19 protein-coding genes (1 of these 19 running past the window's edge) are annotated in these 15,507 nt (G+C 69.8%); 8 read left to right on the top strand and 11 right to left on the bottom strand.

Features of this window, described 5'->3' with window-relative positions:
* The 7 genes from AMYNI_RS0114800 to AMYNI_RS0114830 form a co-directional block, all read right to left on the bottom strand.
* Positions 1-277 carry the 5' portion of a phosphatidylglycerol lysyltransferase domain-containing protein gene (locus AMYNI_RS0114800; protein WP_084628673.1) on the bottom strand. It extends 1,400 nt beyond the left edge of the window, so only the first 277 of its 1,677 coding nucleotides appear in the window; its start codon is at positions 275-277; the stop codon falls past the left edge of the window.
* A gap of 74 nt (positions 278-351) precedes the next feature.
* A complete protein-coding gene (locus AMYNI_RS0114805; protein WP_020668799.1) occupies positions 352-2,334 on the bottom strand; it encodes an acetoacetate--CoA ligase in 1,983 nt (660 codons plus the stop codon).
* Positions 2,335-2,367: 33 nt separating this feature from the next.
* Positions 2,368-3,141 (bottom strand): ESX secretion-associated protein EspG, encoded by a 774-nt coding sequence (locus AMYNI_RS0114810; RefSeq protein ID WP_020668800.1) that lies wholly within the window; start codon positions 3,139-3,141, stop codon positions 2,368-2,370.
* Positions 3,141-4,262 (bottom strand): hypothetical protein, encoded by a 1,122-nt coding sequence (locus tag AMYNI_RS0114815; RefSeq protein ID WP_020668801.1) that lies wholly within the window; start codon positions 4,260-4,262, stop codon positions 3,141-3,143. Before AMYNI_RS0114815 ends, AMYNI_RS0114810 begins: the two co-directional genes overlap by 1 nt.
* Positions 4,259-4,723: a hypothetical protein gene (locus tag AMYNI_RS0114820; protein ID WP_020668802.1), complete on the bottom strand. Its 465-nt coding sequence runs from the start codon at positions 4,721-4,723 to the stop codon at positions 4,259-4,261. The genes AMYNI_RS0114815 and AMYNI_RS0114820 overlap by 4 nt, the downstream gene beginning before the upstream one ends.
* A 56-nt stretch (positions 4,724-4,779) precedes the next feature.
* Positions 4,780-5,550: an ESX secretion-associated protein EspG gene (locus AMYNI_RS0114825; RefSeq protein ID WP_020668803.1), complete on the bottom strand. Its 771-nt coding sequence runs from the start codon at positions 5,548-5,550 to the stop codon at positions 4,780-4,782.
* Between the two features lie 21 nt (positions 5,551-5,571).
* Positions 5,572-6,207 carry a dienelactone hydrolase family protein gene (locus AMYNI_RS0114830; protein ID WP_020668804.1) on the bottom strand — a complete coding sequence of 212 codons (636 nt, stop codon included), beginning with the start codon at positions 6,205-6,207 and terminating at the stop codon, positions 5,572-5,574.
* A gap of 96 nt (positions 6,208-6,303) precedes the next feature.
* Here AMYNI_RS0114830 and hisC point away from each other — a divergent pair, with 96 nt between their 5' ends.
* Positions 6,304-7,368, top strand: coding sequence for a histidinol-phosphate transaminase (gene hisC, locus AMYNI_RS0114835; RefSeq protein WP_020668805.1), 1,065 nt, complete (start codon positions 6,304-6,306; stop codon positions 7,366-7,368).
* A 50-nt stretch (positions 7,369-7,418) separates the two neighbouring features.
* Here the strand turns inward: hisC and AMYNI_RS0114840 are convergent, their stop codons facing one another.
* Positions 7,419-8,210, bottom strand: a complete 792-nt coding sequence (locus AMYNI_RS0114840; RefSeq protein WP_020668806.1) for a sulfite exporter TauE/SafE family protein — start codon at positions 8,208-8,210, stop codon at positions 7,419-7,421.
* Between the two features lie 61 nt (positions 8,211-8,271).
* Complete coding sequence (locus AMYNI_RS0114845) at positions 8,272-8,619, bottom strand: winged helix-turn-helix transcriptional regulator (RefSeq protein ID WP_020668807.1); 348 nt, start codon at positions 8,617-8,619, stop codon at positions 8,272-8,274.
* 70 nt (positions 8,620-8,689) lie between these two features.
* Between AMYNI_RS0114845 and AMYNI_RS0114850 the strand changes: the two genes are divergently transcribed.
* Genes AMYNI_RS0114850 through AMYNI_RS0114865 form a run of 4 tightly spaced genes read left to right on the top strand, consistent with a single transcriptional unit; the run spans position 8,690 to position 10,788 of the window.
* The gene (locus AMYNI_RS0114850) at positions 8,690-9,169 is read left to right on the top strand and encodes a luciferase domain-containing protein (RefSeq protein ID WP_020668808.1); all 480 of its coding nucleotides are present in this window, start codon (positions 8,690-8,692) and stop codon (positions 9,167-9,169) included.
* A gap of 26 nt (positions 9,170-9,195) precedes the next feature.
* The gene (locus tag AMYNI_RS0114855; RefSeq protein WP_020668809.1) at positions 9,196-9,528 is read left to right on the top strand and encodes a hypothetical protein; all 333 of its coding nucleotides are present in this window, start codon (positions 9,196-9,198) and stop codon (positions 9,526-9,528) included.
* Positions 9,529-9,538: 10 nt separating this feature from the next.
* Entirely contained in the window at positions 9,539-10,006 is a 468-nt protein-coding gene (locus tag AMYNI_RS0114860; protein ID WP_051116323.1) for an ATP-binding protein, read from the top strand.
* Entirely contained in the window at positions 10,003-10,788 is a 786-nt protein-coding gene (locus AMYNI_RS0114865; protein WP_020668811.1) for a SigB/SigF/SigG family RNA polymerase sigma factor, read from the top strand. The genes AMYNI_RS0114860 and AMYNI_RS0114865 overlap by 4 nt, the downstream gene beginning before the upstream one ends.
* 15 nt (positions 10,789-10,803) lie before the next feature.
* On the opposite strand, the gene AMYNI_RS0114870 is transcribed toward AMYNI_RS0114865, so the two are convergent.
* Entirely contained in the window at positions 10,804-11,811 is a 1,008-nt protein-coding gene (locus tag AMYNI_RS0114870; protein ID WP_084628377.1) for a Scr1 family TA system antitoxin-like transcriptional regulator, read from the bottom strand.
* Positions 11,812-11,868: 57 nt separating this feature from the next.
* On the opposite strand from AMYNI_RS0114870, the gene AMYNI_RS0114875 reads away from it, so the two are divergent.
* Positions 11,869-13,290 carry an SIP domain-containing protein gene (locus tag AMYNI_RS0114875; RefSeq protein WP_020668813.1) on the top strand — a complete coding sequence of 474 codons (1,422 nt, stop codon included), beginning with the start codon at positions 11,869-11,871 and terminating at the stop codon, positions 13,288-13,290.
* Position 13,291: 1 nt separating this feature from the next.
* On the opposite strand, the gene AMYNI_RS0114880 is transcribed toward AMYNI_RS0114875, so the two are convergent.
* Positions 13,292-14,059 carry an SDR family oxidoreductase gene (locus AMYNI_RS0114880; protein ID WP_020668814.1) on the bottom strand — a complete coding sequence of 256 codons (768 nt, stop codon included), beginning with the start codon at positions 14,057-14,059 and terminating at the stop codon, positions 13,292-13,294.
* A 73-nt stretch (positions 14,060-14,132) separates the two neighbouring features.
* On the opposite strand from AMYNI_RS0114880, the gene AMYNI_RS0114885 reads away from it, so the two are divergent.
* Both AMYNI_RS0114885 and AMYNI_RS0114890 read left to right on the top strand, forming a co-directional pair.
* Entirely contained in the window at positions 14,133-14,651 is a 519-nt protein-coding gene (locus tag AMYNI_RS0114885) for a CGNR zinc finger domain-containing protein (protein ID WP_020668815.1), read from the top strand.
* A 39-nt stretch (positions 14,652-14,690) separates the two neighbouring features.
* Positions 14,691-15,503: a class I SAM-dependent methyltransferase gene (locus AMYNI_RS0114890; RefSeq protein WP_020668816.1), complete on the top strand. Its 813-nt coding sequence runs from the start codon at positions 14,691-14,693 to the stop codon at positions 15,501-15,503.
* Positions 15,504-15,507: the final 4 nt, after the last annotated feature.

Raw genomic sequence — 15,507 nt, forward strand, 5'->3', positions numbered from 1 at the left:
CGTGGGAAACCACGAGCAGGGCCGAGGAGAGCACCGCGAGCTGCCAGGCCCGGCGTTTCCGGCGGCGCAGCCCGGCGGCCAGCAGCACCAGCAGGACCCCGGTCACCAGCAGCACCACGGCCGCCGCGGTGGTGGCGTCCTGCGGGAGACCGAGCCACTCGGCAACATGGCTGCGCAGCCCGCGCCGCGCGACCGGGAACAGCACCGACGCCACCGCGGCCAGCCCGACCAGCCTGGTCACCCAGGTGATCGCCCGCACCGAAGCGGCGCCGGCCATCCGCCAACGCGTGGTGACCGCGGTCTGCTCGCTCACCAAGCCTCAGGCGAGCCCAGTCGCCGCATGTCTTTCCCCTAACTCCCTCCGGCCAGCTCGACGAAGGGACGCAACGCGCCGGGGTTGGCCAACGCGTCCAAGCTCACCGCCCGCTCCGGCGCGACACCGGAGAGGATCTTCTTCACCGGTACCTCACACTTCTTACCGTTGAGCGTGCGCGGTACCGCATCGACCACCACGAACCGATCGGGTACATGTCGCGGCGAAAGGGCCCCACGCAGCTCCCGGCGCAGCGCCGGCTCCACATCGGACAGCTCCACGCCCGGTACCAACACCAGGAAACACAGCAACTGGCCGTCTTCATTCCCGGCGCCCGAGGTGTCGATCACCAGCGAGTCGGCGACCTGGTCGTAGCCCTCCACCACCCGGTAGAACTCGGCGGTGCCCATCCGCACCCCGCCGCGGTTCAGCGTGGAGTCGCTGCGGCCGTAGATCACCGCCGAGCCGCGGCCGGTGATCCGGATCCAGTCGCCGTGCCGCCACACCCCCGGGTAGTCCTCGAAGTAGGCCTCCCGCAGCCGCGTCCCGTCCGGGTCGTGCCAGAAGTACACCGGCATGGACGGCATCGGCTCGGTGATCACCAGCTCACCGACCTGCTCGACGACCGGCCTGCCGGCCTCGTCGTAGGCGGCGACCGCGGCGCCGAGCGAGGCGCACGACAACTCCCCCAGCCACACCGGCACGTCCGGGGCCGAACCGACGAAGGCGGTGCACAGATCGGTGCCGCCGGAGACCGAGCAGATCTGCACGCCGCGGTCGATCTCGTCGGCGATCCAGCGGAAGCCCTCCTTGCTCAGCGGCGAACCGGTGGCCCCGAGCGCGCGCAGCGCGGAGAGGTCGTGTTCGACGGCGGGCCGCAGCTTCGCCTTGAGGCAGCTCTGAATGAACGGCGCGGAGGTGCCGAAGTAGGTGACCCGGTGCTGTTCGGCCAGTTTCCACAACGCGTTCAGGTCCGGATGACCGGGACTGCCGTCGAACAGCACGATCGTGGAACCGACCAGCAGCCCGGAGATCAGGAAGTTCCACATCATCCAGCCGGTGGTGGTGAACCAGAAGAACCGCTCGCCCGGCCCGAGGTCGCACTGCAGGGCGAGTGCCTTGAGGTGCTCCACGACGATCCCGCCGTGCCCGTGCACGATGCCCTTCGGCAGCCCGGTGGTGCCCGAGGAGTACAGCACCCACAGCGGGTGGTCGAACTCGACCGGCTCGAAGGCAAGGTCCGCGCCGTCGTGCGCGGCCAGCAGCTCGTCCCAGTCCGTGGTGTCCGGCAGTCCGCCGCCGGCGTAGTCCACCAACACGGTCGCGGTCAGCGACGGGATCTCCGCGCGCAGCTGGTCCACCGTGGTCCTGGTGTCGAACCATCGTCCATTGTAGACATAACCGTTGACGGCGATGAGCACCTTCGGCTCGATCTGGGTGAACCGGTCCGAGATCGCCCGCGCCCCGAAGTCCGGGGAGCAGGACGACCAGATGGCGCCGAGGCTGGCCGCGGCGAGGAACGCGACCAGCGTCTGCGGGCAGTTCGGCGCCAGCGCGACCACCCGGTCGCCCTTGCCGACCCCCAGCGACACCAGGCCGGCCCGGGCAGCGGCCACCTGTGCCCGCAGCTTGCCGTAGGTGAGCTGGCTGGTCAGCCCGTCCTCGCGGTGGAAGATCACCGCCAGCTCGTCGTCCGCCTTCGCCGCACCGGCGACCCCGGCGCCCAGCGCGTGCTCGGCGTAGTTCAGCGTGCCGCCGGGAAACCAGCGGGCACCCGGCATGCTCTTGTCCACGAGCACCTGCGACGGCCGGTCGTGCCAGCGCACGCCGAGGAACTCGGTGATCCCGCTCCAGAACCCTTCCGGTGAGCCGACCGAGAACTCGTGCAGCTCCGCGTAGTCGGTGACCCGCACTTCGCGCTCGGCGCGCAGCCACTCGCGGAAAGCCTCGATCTTGGTGTCCGCGACCCGGTTCGGCGCGGGCTTCCATAGCAGTTCGGGGGTGTCGCCAGCAGTGGTCATGGCCTTGGACTCTAGTCCCCGGGACGGCCCCGGCTAGCCGATCAGATCGGCCGCCAGCTGCTCGACCATGGTGCGCAACCTTGCCGGGTCGGCCGGGGTCGCGGTGACCCAGTCCCCGGTGCGGGACAAAGCGAACCTGCCCTGCTCGGTGTCCACCCAGTTGACCGAGCCCGCGCCCCGCGACCAGCGCCCGCCCCGGCCGCGGCAACCGCCGCCGAACTGCCCGCCACCTGCCCGTCCGGTCACCGCCCGCACCAGCGTGTTCACTTCCGCCGGCCGCAGCCCGGCGGACCGCAGGGAGTCCGAGAAGCCGTTCGTGCCGTCGCGGCGACCGGCGGCGCAGGCCGCCGCGTAGTCCGCGGCCCGCACGTTGGCGGGTGCGCCGTGACCGGCAGGCAGCTCCGGCACCGCGGCCAGCATGGTGGACACCAGCGCGGAGCCGCGGACCGGGCCGATCCGCAGCTCGGTACCGGACACGCCGACCGTGACGCACTGCTGCCCGAGCACCGCTCCGACCGCCCGGAACTCCGGGCCGGCCCACTCGGCGGACATGTCCAGCAGCACGTCGGCCCCCGCCACCGCGCGCAGCATCCCGGCCAGGTCGCGGTCCGGCCGGGAGACCGTGCCGAGCTCGCGCTCGGACAGCCCGGCGTCCGCGGTCCGCTCGAACTCGGCGCGGGCCGCTCTGGTCCGGCCGATATGCGGAATGCCGAGCACCGCGGGTGGCTCACCGAGGCCGAGTGAGGACCAGAGCAGGAAGAACTCGCCGGGATGGAGCCGGATCCAACCGGACTCTGAATCTCGCACTAGTTGTCTCGCTCACCGAGCACGGGCGGAACCACGGGTCCGTTCACCTGCCAGAAGTCGGACTCCTCCTGGAGGTACGACGGAAGCTTGCGCTCCTCGTCGTCCTGGCGGGGTGCCATTCCGGCGCCCATCGGCATCCCGGCCATACCCGGCATCGCACCGCGCTGCGCGGCGGCGGCCGCGGCCGCCGAACCGGCGGCGGGCTGCTGACCGGCACCGAGGCCGGATTTGTTGCCCTGCCCCAGCTGTTCGCCGGTGCCGTGCCCTGGCGCGTTGCCGAGCACCGCGCCGGGCGCGGGCTGGTTCGGCGTACCGGCCGCGGGCGAACCGGGGGCCGGGGTGGCGACCGGACCCGACTCGACGCTGGAGGTGGTGGTCTGCCCGGGGTCTTCGGTGGGCGGCTCCGGCGGTTCAGCGGGCGGTGGCTCCGGCTCGGAAAGAACGCTGGTCGCGTTCGGCGACCGGAAGCTCGGCACCGTGCTGTAGATCTCGCTGGACTCGTTCTGCAGCTTCCGCATCACCCCGGCCGCCTGCTGGTGCAGCTGCTGCGAGCGCTCCCGGTCCGGCCCTGGATCGGCGATGATCGACTCGGCGGAGGAGAACGAGCCGGAAGAAGCCGACATCGCCGAGGTGCCGCCGGTCTGCGGCACGGGCAACGTCCGCGGAAACCGCGGCGGCGGCGCCGGCCCCGGGTTCGGGTGCGGGCCGGGGTCCGGCAGGTTGAACCCCGGCGGCTCCGGCATGCTGCGCCGCGCGGTCTCCGCCAGGTCGGCCTGGCGGCTGACACAGCCGCTCACGTCCTTGGCCAGGTCACCGCTGTCGCCCGTCCAGGTGACCAGCCGGTCCATGGTGGTGCGCGCGGTGTCCGCGGCGAGCCCGTCCCAGCCGTGCTGGGAGGCGTCCGCGGCCCGGCGCAGGGACGCGCCGACCTCGTCCAGCACGTCACCGACCTTGGCCCACTGCGCGGCCACCGCGGTCGCACCGGCCAGGTCGATCCCGCGGTGCACCATGTTGTAGAGCTCGCGGTGCGAGTAGGTCATCCAGTCCACCGGGCTGGACAGCTCGTCGCCGTCCGGCTCCGGTTCCAGCGGTGGATAGGGCAGGCAGTGGAAGTCCGTCATTCGGTCACCTCGAGCGCCTCGGTCATCCCGACATTCTCGGCCGCCCGCTTGATGTCCTGCAGCGCCTGGTCGTCCGCGGTTTGGTAGAGCCCGGCCGCGGCCCGCACGGTCAACTCCAGGTCGGCCAGCATCTGGCGGAATTGATCGAGCACCGGCAGCGCGGCGTCGGTACCGCCGGACGCGGCCTCCTGCAGCCGTCCGCTCATCGTCTGACCGACGAAGTTGTCCCCGAGGCGCAGCGGCACGTCCAGCTCGGCCGACTCGTCGACCAGGGTGGCAACCTTGAGCTTCGCCTCGTGCAGTGCCTCGAGCAGATCCTGGGCCGCGCCTTCCTCCAGCCGCAGTGCGCCGGACTGGGCGTTGTGCCGCACGACCGCCATCCCGGCCGCCACCGGCGCCAAGCCGGCGGAGGTCTGTTGCACGAAGGCAGCGGGTGTGCTTTCGGGCTTCTTCTGTGTCATGACGTCTCCTCCCCGGGCCTGACTGTACCGAGCCGGCGGACGCTAAGTGACGTTTTTCATACACTCGTCACGTCTTCGAGGAGCTCGGTCAGCCGCTGCATGATCCGGCGCTGGTCGGCCGGCTCCACGGTCACCCACTGCTCGGTACCGCCGGACAGGGTGACCAGGTAGCGCCCGGCCTCGGTGTCGAACAGGTTCAGCACCGGCGAGCGACGGCCACCGGGGCCGTTCGCGGCCAGCTGCCCGGCCGCGGTCCGCCGGGATTCCACCAGCGTGGCCACCGCCCGCACCGCGCTACCGGTGACGCCGGCCGCGGCCAGCGCGGCCTCGAACCCGCCGTAGCCGTTGCGCACGAAGCCGCCCATCGCGGCCGAGTAGGCCGACCTCGGCATGCTCACCGGGGCGCCCGGCCCTGGCGCGAGCTCTCCGAGCAGTCCGGCGACCGCGGGCAGCAAACCGTTCCCCGGCAACGGTTCCAGCACCAGCTCGGCTTCGCTGAGCACGGCGAACACGCCGGGTGCAGCGGGGCCGCCGCGCGTCGCGGCCAGCACCTGCAGCGACTCGTCCGCCATCAGCTGCACGTCCACCGAGAACTCGGGGCGCACCAGTCGGTTCAGCAGCTCGTCGACGTCGTCGTCGAGCTGCTCGTCCTGTTCGAGGCCGGCGTAGACCTGCTCGGCGAGCGCGTCACGCTCGTCCACCGTGGCGCCGTGCGACGCGACCGAGATCGGATAGGGCGGCTCGCCGGTATCGAGGTCTTCCCAGAGCAGGTCGAACTCCAGGTGCGAGAGCACCACCCCGCTCCCGCCCGCGGTCCGCCGGACCATCGATACCCCCGTTGGTGCCTTCTAACGCAGATGCGCGTCGAACCAGTTGAGTGTGCGGTGCCAGGCTTCCACGGCCGCGCCGGGATCGGCGTCGAAACGGTGATTCGCACCCGGATAGCGCACCACGTTGGTCACCACGCCGGAGGTGGACGCCGCGTCCCGGAGCCGCTCCACCTCGGCCCCGCCGAGGTCGTCGCCCGCGTCACCGTAGATGCCGAGCCAGGGACTGGTCAGCTTGCCGGCGATCTCCACCAGCGCGGGCAGCTCCTTGCCGCCCTGCCCGCCGACGCTGACCGCCGCGCCCAGCCTGCGGTTGGAGGCCACCACCAGTGCCGCCGTACCGCCGAGGTCGAACCCGACGACGCCGAGCAGATCGGCCTGAACCCCGCGCTCCAGCAGCCAGGCGAGCGTCAGGTCGGTGGCGGCCAGGATGTCGTCACGGGTCAGCGTCCCCGCACCCGCGCCCATGTGCGGCGCGACCGCGAGCCAGCCTTCCCCGGCTAGGCTCGCCACCAGCAACCGGACCCCGTCCGTGACGCCCTCGCCCTCGTGCAGCACGACCAGACCGCCGCGAACCGCGCCTTCGGGTTCGGCGAAGGTCAGGCGGAGTGCCGTTCCGTCGGCATGCTGGTAGTCATCGATGTGCGTCTGCGTCATGTACCTACTCAACCACCAGAGGGTGAACACGAGAAGGCGTGCGCGGCGACGTATACCGTGCCTTTCAGCACCCCTTCGATCAAGAGGAGCCCTGCCATGCCCGGTACGCCCGCCGTTCCGACCCGCGCCGACCTGGTCTCACTGCCGAGCTACGTGCCGGGACGCACGGTGCCCGGCGCGATCAAGCTGGCCAGCAACGAAGTTCCGGGCGGACCGCTGCCGAGCGTGGCCGCGGCGATCGCGCAGGCGGCGGCGCTGGTCAACCGCTACCCGGATCTCGGTGCGCAGGCCTTGGTCAGCCGGCTTTCGCGGGAGCTGGACGTGCCGGAGCAGCGGATCGCGGTCGGTTGCGGTTCGGTCTCGCTGTGCCAGCAGATCGTGCAGGCGCTGTGCGAGCCAGGCGAAGAGGCCCTGTTCGCCTGGCGGTCGTTCGAGGCCTACCCGATCGTGACGCAGGTGGCGAACGCGAACAGCGTCCGGGTGCCGCTGACCGACGCGCACGTGCACGACCTGGACGCGATGCTGGCCGCGATCACGCCGCGCACCAAGGTGGTCTTCGTCTGCAACCCGAACAACCCGACCGGCACCGTGGTGCGGCGCGCCGAGCTGGTCCGGTTCCTGGACGCGGTGCCGTCGAACGTGCTGGTGGTGCTGGACGAGGCGTACCACGAGTTCGTCACCGACCCCGACGTGCCGGACGGTATGGAGTTCGCCCGCGAGCGGTCGAACGTGGTGGTGGTGCGGACTTTCTCCAAGGCGTACGGGCTGGCAGGGCTGCGCGTCGGCTACGCGGCGGGGCCGGAATACGTGGTCGACGCGGTGCGCAAGGTCTACGTGGCGTTCAGCGTGAACGCGCTCGCGCAGGCCGCGGCGATCGCGTCCCTGGACGCCGCCGGTGAGCTGCTCGAACGCTGCAAGGAGATCGTCGGCGAACGGGTGCGGGTGCGGGACTCCTTGCTGGCAGCCGGTTTCGAGGTACCCGAGACGCAGGCGAACTTCGTCTGGCTGCCGCTGGGCGAGCGGGCGCTCGAGTTCTCCGAGCACGCGATGGACCACAAGATCGTGGTGCGCCCGTTCGCCGGCGACGGCGTGCGCGTCACCATCGGCACACCGGCCGAGAACGACCAGTTCCTCGAGGTGGCACGCTCTTTCCGCAGGTAGCGGGTCGTGAGTGGAAAGTGTTGCCGGGGCAACGTTTTCCACTCACGACGTCAGTCGAGCAGGAGCTGCACCACGGCGGCCACGCCGACCACCACGATCAGCCAGCGCAGCACGGTGGGCGAAAGCCGCCTGCCGATCTTCGCGCCGAGCTGGCCGCCGATGGTGGAGCCGACCGCGAGCAGGCCAACCACCGGCCAGCTGACCGGCGCGATGAAGGCGTAGATGGTGCCGGCCACCACGTTCACCACCGCGGAGAGCACGTTCTTCATCCCGTTGAGCCGCTGCAGGGTCTCGTTCAGCAGCATGCCCATGATCGCGACCAGCATCACGCCCTGAGCGGCGGTGAAGTAGCCGCCGTAGATGCCGACCAGGAAGATCAGGAACATCAGCAGCGGGCCACCCGTGGCGCGCGAATCCACCGGGTCCGCCGAATCCGCCGAGCCGTTGGCCCGCTGCCGTCGGTGCGCCACCCAGCCGGCCACCTTCGGCTGCACGATCACCAGCACCACGGCCAGCCCGACCAGCACCGGCACCACCGTCTCGAAGGCGTCCTTCGGCAGCGACAGCAGCAGGACCGTGCCGCCGATGGCGCCGAGGAAGGAAGCGACGGCGTACCTGGCGATCTGTGGCCAGTAGCCGGTCAGCTCGTGCCGGTAGCCGATCGCGCCGCTGATCGTGCCCGGCGCGAGCCCGATCGCGTTGGAGGTCGTCGCGGTCAGCGGCGGATACCCGAGCGCGACCAGTACCGGGAAGGTGACCAGGGTGCCCGAGCCGACCACCGTGTTGATCGTCCCGGCCCACACTCCAGCGATGAAGATGATCACCGCATGCCACCACGTCATCGTGCGCTCACCAGCCGCACAGTAGGCAACGCCGGGCACGCATGCGACGCGATGTGGCTAGTCAAACACTCGCGTCGTACGCGCTCCGGGCGTCCTCGACCCTGGCCAGATGCTCGTCGGACCAACGCACCAGCGCCGCGAAAACCGGCGACAGGCTGCGGCCGAGCTCGCTGATCTCGTACTCCACCCTCGGCGGGATCTCGGCGTGGTGCTCGCGGGTGATGAGTCCGTCACGTTCGAGCTGCCGCAGCCGCTGGGTGAGCACCTTGGCGGTGATCGCGGGCAGCCGCCGGTGCAACTCGGTGAACCGCTGGCGGCCGTGTTCCCGCAGCGCCCACAGGATCGGCGTTGTCCAGCGGCTGAACACCAGGTCCACCACCGGACTGACCGGGCACGCGTCCTCGTACATCGTCACTTCCCCAGGTGAAAGCCAGTTTCTCCTAGGTACCTACTATACTGACGATGCTAGCTTCGCGGGCATGGAACTTCCCGAACGCAGCGGCGAACGGCCGCGGACCGGCTCCGCCGTCCCCCATGTCCAGCTCAGCCAGACCGCCCCGGCGGAACTGATCGATTCGCTCCGGCGGTGGATGACGGTTTCGCTGCCCGGCACGGTGATCCGGCCGAGCGAGATCTCCGAACCCGGCTCGTTGGCCTTCTTCCTGGACGGCCGCGTGCCGGCGGCCGGGGTCCTGCTGCCGCCGCGGCGCGACGCCGAGTTCGCGCATGTGCACGTGGACGGCAGCCTGCACCTGGCGCTGTCGCCGGACGACCAGCGCGAGCTGTTGGCCAAGGGCTGGGGCGAGCGGCATCCGCTCTACTCGCCGGAGATCAACGTGGTGATGCTGTACGGCCCGCGATCCGAGGCGGAACTGGCCGTGGCGAAGGTGGTCGTCCTGGCGTCCCTGGCCTACGCGACCGGCTCACCAGCAGGTTTGGCGGAGGTGGAGCCGGGGTAATCCGGCGGTCGAACGGGAGGTGCGTGATGCCACAACAAGCGTGGGGCGACAAGCGTGAGCGCCAGTACGAGCACATCAAGTCGGGCCAGCAGAAACGCGGTGCCAGCGAGGACCGCGCCGAGGAGATCGCGGCCAGGACGGTCAACAAGAACCGCGCCCGCACCGGCGAGTCGCAGCAGGCCAGCAGGACGTCGCTGCGGGACAAGTCGCCGCAGAAACGCGGTGGTGAGCGTTCCGGGAACCGCAAGGGACCCGGCGGCCCGACCAGGGAACAGCTCTACAACGACGCGAAGAAGCGGAACATCAAGGGCCGCTCGAAAATGACGAAAAAGCAACTACAGGACGCACTGGGGCGCTGATCAGGGCATCATGAGCCGAGCGAGAGCAGACCGGAACGGCGAGGTGCAAGTGAACGAACGGCCATCCCCGCCGTCGAACGACATCGGCGCACACGACGACATCGAACTGCGCCTCGGCGCGGATCTGGTGCATCTGCCGATCATCCGCTCGGTGGCGGGCACGGTGGCCACCCGCGCGGACTTCGACCTCGACGCCATCGCGGATCTGCGGCTGGCCGTGGACGAAGCCTGCTCCACCCTGATCACCAGCGCGCTACCCGGCAGCACGATGGTCTGCCGGTTCGTCATCCGCGACGGCGAGCTGCGGTTCACCGGCGCGGTGGTGTCGAACCGGTCGGAGGCGCCGAGCACCGCGACCTTCGGGTGGCGGGTGCTGACCACGTTGACCGACTCGGCGGACGGGTGGGTCACCAGCAACGGAGTCGGCAACCTGGTGCACATCGAGCTGGCCAAGAGAAAGCCGGTGGTCGGAGCGTGAGCGGCTTCGCTGCCACCGCTTCCTCGAACGAGTACCAGCATTTGACGCCCCTGTTCGAGGAACTCGCGGCGCTGGAACCCGACGACCCGGAAAGAGCCGTGCTCCGGGACCGCCTGGTCACCGGTCACCTGCCGCTCGCCGAGCACATCGCGCAGCGGTTCTCCGGCCGCGGGGTGGCCAAGGAAGATCTGGTCCAGGTGGCCACGGTCGGGCTGATCAACGCGGTGGACCGGTTCGACGCCGGCCGCGGCTCGGATTTCCTGTCCTTCGCGGTGCCGACCGTGATGGGCGAGGTGCGCCGGCATTTCCGGGACACCGGCTGGCTGCTGCGGGTGCCGCGGCGGCTCAAGGAGCTGCATCTTTCGATCAGCACCGCGAGCACCACGCTTTCGCAGCGGTTCGGCCGGGCGCCGACACCGAGCGAGCTGGCCGAGCATCTCGGGCTGAGCAAGGACGAGATCTACGAGGGCCTGGAAGCGGGCAACGCGTACAACTCCACGTCGCTGGACGAAGTGCTCTCCGCGGACAGCGACAACCTCGCACTCGGCGACACCCTCGGCGAAGAGGACGCCGGCCTGGAAGGCGTGGAGAACCACGAGGTGCTGCAACCGCTGGTCGAGCGGCTACCCGAGCGGGAGCGGCAAATCCTCGCGCTGCGCTTCGTGCACAACATGACGCAGACGCAGATCGCCGAGCGGATCGGTGTCTCGCAGATGCACGTCTCGCGACTGCTCGCCCGCACCCTCGAAACCCTTCGCGCCGGCCTCTCCGAAGGCAAATAGCCGGCTTTTTGCCCCTTACGGGCGTGCGGGCTGCGGGTCGGGGCGGTCGTATTCGGAGGCCAGGCCGACCAGCCACTCCCAGGAGTCACGCTCGTTGAGGGCATGCACACCTAGCTCACCGATGAGGTCGCGGTACACCCGAAGCTCCTCCGGCTCCTCCAGGAACATGCTCGCCGCATGGCCTTCGACATACGCGACCGGACGGTATTCGGCCCACCTCGTCACGGTGAAGCCAGAGCCGAAGATCCCGCCGGGCACCGAAGATTCGATCACCCGGAGACCGATCCTCGGCTGCGCGCAGAGCATCGCCAGATGCATGACCTGGTCGTGCATCACCCGCATCCCGCCGACCACTCCGCGCAGCGCGTTCTCATGGATGTACACATCCACCCGGGGCGGCCACCGCCTCTTCAGGATCTGCTGCCGCGCCAAGCGGGCATCCACCCGCACTTCATAACCTTCGGTCTTCAGCCCTCTGCGGCCCCAGAGGAGCAATTCCCGCACGTAACCCTCAGTCTGCAGGATCCCCGGAATGAGACCCGGCTCGTAGGTGATGAGCGCGTCCGCGGTGGTCTCGATCCCGACCAGCGACACCAGTGTGTCCGGCAGATGGTCGTGATGGCTCTGCAGGCGGAAACCGTCGTCGGTCTCCCGCGCGAGCGCCAGCAACCGGTTCAGGACTTCTCGCGGAGCGCCGCATTTCGACAAGTAGATGGCGACTTCTACCTCGGAGGAGAGGCGCTTGCCGCTTTCCATGCGTGAGATCTTGCTCGCGGGCCAGCCGATGGCCAGTGCCAGTGCGTGACCGGTCATGCCGGACTTCTCCCGTACCCGGCGCAGTTCGTTGCCCAGCTGCCTCGCGCGAGCGCAGGACTCCCTCGTACCCATGCCCAGCAAGCTAGAACGGAAACCGGCGACCGGGCGCGTTCCATGCCCGCGGTTCACCACAACGGATGCGGGCTTGCGGGTGGTGAAATCCCTTCGCAGCCCTTCGCAGCCCTTCGCGCCGCTTCGCGGTTGCATCTCCTTACAACGTAAAGTAACCTGGCCGAGACATCAGTTTACGGCGTAAGGATATAGATGGAGAAGTTGCCGGTCCGGTACATCGAAGTCACCGCCATCACCAGGGTCACCCCTCGGATGGCACGGATCACCTTCGGCGGGGACGACCTCGCCGACTTCGGCCGCACCGAGCCCGACCAGCAGGTGAAGCTGTACTTCCCCAAACCCGGCCAGTCCGCGCCCCGGCTGCCGGAGCCGAGCCAGGACGGCGACTTCATGGGCTGGTACCAGGAGTTCAACGCCATTCCCGAAACCGAGCAGCCCTGGACCCGCAGCTACACGATCCGCGCGCACCGCCAGGGGAGCATCGACATCGATTTCGTGCTGCACGAGGACGCCGGGCCCGCCACCCGATGGGCGCTGGCCGCCAAGCCCGGCGATGTGCTCGGCATATTCGGCCCCTCTCCCCTTTTCACCAGGCCGACCCCGCTCGCCACCTCCATCCACCAGTCCGGCTCGCTCCTGCTGGCCGGGGACGAAACGGCCATCCCGGCGATCAGCGCCATTCTCGAATCACTGCCCGAGGGCAGCAAAGCCTTGGCCTGTATAGAAATCGCGGATGCGGCCGAAGAGCAGCCGTTCGAAACCGCCGGGGACGTGACCGTCCGCTGGCTGCCCCGCGGCGATGTCGCCGCCGGCCACAGCGACCTGCTGGTGGAAGCCGTCCGTGCCGCGGAATTCGGGCCGGGGCCGGTGTTCGCCTGGGTCGCCGGTGAGGCGGGCATGGTCCGCACCCTGCGCCGCCACCTCGTCGGTGAGCGCGGCGTGCCCAAGTCGTCGATCGAGTTCACCGGCCACTGGCGGCTCAAGCTGACCCAGGACGACGCCCCGACCGAAGAAGATCTCGCAGAAGCGCAGGAACAACTGGCCAAGGACTCGGTCTGGGACGAGGCATACCGGACCGGGACGGCGCCCTGGGTGATCGACGAGCCCCAGCCGGCCGTGGTCGAGCTGGAACGCGACGGCCGGATCAGCGGCAAGGTGCTCGATCCCGGCTGCGGCGCCGGGGAGAACACCATCCACCTGGCCCGGCTCGGCTACGACGTGCTCGGCAGCGACTACTCGGCACCGGCGATCGACCAGGCCCGTGCCCGCGCGGCCGAATACGGGGTCGAAGCCAGGTTCGAAGTGGCCGATGCGCTGAACCCCGCCGACGAACCGAAGTACGACACCATTGTGGACAGCGCGTTGTTCCACATCTTCGGCGACGAAGATCGCGCCAAGTACGTGCGAAGCCTGCACCGGATCTGCCGCCCCGGCGCGGTGGTGCACGTGCTCGCCCTGTCCGACCAGGGACCCGGCTACGGACCGCAGATCAGCGACTCGGTGATCCGCGACGCGTTCGGCGACGGCTGGGTCCTCGAAGACCTGCGGCTGACCGAGTACAAGGGCCCCGGCGTCGAACTGCCGGCCTGGCTGGCCAGGGTGCGGCGCCGGTGAGTCAGACCTGCTTGAGCATGCCGCCGTCGATCACCAGGTCCGAGCCGCTGATGTTCGGCACCTTGCCGGACGCCAGGAACACGACCAACGCGGCCACCTCCTCCGGCGCGGCGAACGCGCCGGTGGACACGCCGTTCACGGCGGGCAGCTGGTCCAGGAACTCGTCCAGCGGCACCCCGGCCTTCTTGGCCAGCACGTCCCCGACGAGACCGGGCTCGGCCCAGACCGAGGTGAGCACCGGCCCCGGCGAGATGGTGTTGACCCGCACCCCCTGCGGCCCGAACTCCTCGGCCAGCCCCTTGCCGAGGTTCGCCAGCGCGGCTTTCGCCGCCGCGTAGTTGAGCAGGTGCGGCAGCGGCAGCCGCGAGTTCACCGAGCCGATGTTGATCACGTGGCCGCGTCGCCGGAGGATGCTCGGCAGCGCGGCCCTGGTCGCGCGCACGGTGCTCATCAGGGTCAGGTCCAGCGCCTGCCGCCAGCCTTCATCGTCGATGCCGAGGAAACCGCCGGCCATCGACGGCGCCCCGCCGGCGTTGTTCACCAGCAGGTCGAGTTCGCCGAACTCGGCCAGCGCCGCCTCCACCAACCGCCCCGGGCCGTCCGAAGTGGACAGATCGACCGGCAGCGTGAGCGTCGCGGCCTCCTTCAGCTCGGCGGTGATGGTGCGCGCCCCGGCCGCCACCCGGTAGCCCTCGTCCACCAGCGCCCTGGCCACCGCCAGGCCGATCCCCTTGCTCGCCCCGGTGACTAGTGCGTTCTTCCCGGTCATGACTCTCCCTCGTGACACCATCAAAATGATTTACTGGTGTCAGCGTATAGTAAAGCCGTTAGGTGGTGTTGCTATGGCCTGGAACCACGCGGTCCCGGCGGCCGAGTTCCACTCGGTGCCCGAGCCGCTGATCGGCGTGTTCGACTTCATGAACACCCTGGACGAGCGCAGCTTCGGCGACCTCGAGCCCAGCGACGACCTGCCGGAATGGTTGACCGAGCACGACATCGAGGACGAACGGGCGGCCAGGCGACTGCGCCGGGCGCTGCGGGCCGCGGCGGTGACCAACCGGACCGGCGAACCGGCCCCCGAGACCGTCGAGTTCCCCGAATGCCCGCTGCGCGCGCAGCTCGGACCCGCGGGCGTCGGCCTCACCGGCGATCCGCTGGCCGAGCTGCTGGCCGCGGTCGTGCTGGCTGCGGCCGACGGCACCTGGCTCCGGATGAAGGCATGCGGGGCACCGGACTGCGGCTGGATCTTCTACGACCACTCGAAACCGCACAACGCCCGCTGGTGCTCGACGGCCGGCTGCGGCAACCGGATGAAGACCCGCGCCTATCGCAGGCGTGCCAACTCGACCCCTTCGCGCTAGAGTTTTCATAAGTTTGTAAAACTCGCGAAGGGGGCGACCGTGGAGAAGGTCCACTTCACCGAAGAGCAGTCGACCATGCTGGCCACGCTGTACGGCCGGGCGATGGACAACCGCCTCGCTCACCCGATCCTCGGCGACCCGACCGCCGAGGACACGGTGCGCAAGATCGACTACGACTTCGGCAAGTTCCGGATGAACCGCGACCAGGCGCTTTCCGTCGCCATGCGGGCCAGGGTCTTCGACGACTGGGCCGGCGATTTCCTGCACCGCGAGCCCGACGCCACGGTGCTGCACCTCGGCTGCGGGATGGACAGCCGGGTGTACCGGATCGACCCGCCGCCGACCGTCCGCTGGTACGACGTGGACTACCCGGAGACCATCGACGTACGCGGCCGGCTCTACCCGGAGCGGCCCGGCTACCACACGATCGGCTCCTCGGTGACCGACCTGACCTGGGTGGACCAGGTGCCCGCGACGGGACCGGTGCTGGTCGTCGCCGAGGGACTGACCATGTACCTGGACCCGGCCGGCGGCAAGGCGCTGCTCAGCAAGCTGATCGAGCATTTCGGGTCCGGCGAGATGATGTTCGACACCTACAGCAACGCCGGGATCAAGCTGCAGAAGCTCAACCCGGTGGTCCGCCGGGCCGGCGCCACCCTGAGCTGGGGCGTGGACGGCCCGCACGAGCTGGCGGAACTGGGCCTGAAACTCGTCGAACGGCTGGGCGGGGCGGACTTCGCCGACCAGGCCGGCGCGGGTCAGCTCTCCGTCACCGCGCGGACCCAGCTGAAGCTGCTGCGCTGGATTCCGCCGCTGCGCGACATGGGCCAGCTGCTGCACTACCGGTTTTGATCTC

The sequence above is a fragment of the Amycolatopsis nigrescens CSC17Ta-90 genome (assembly GCF_000384315.1).
GTDB lineage: Bacteria > Actinomycetota > Actinomycetes > Mycobacteriales > Pseudonocardiaceae > Amycolatopsis > Amycolatopsis nigrescens.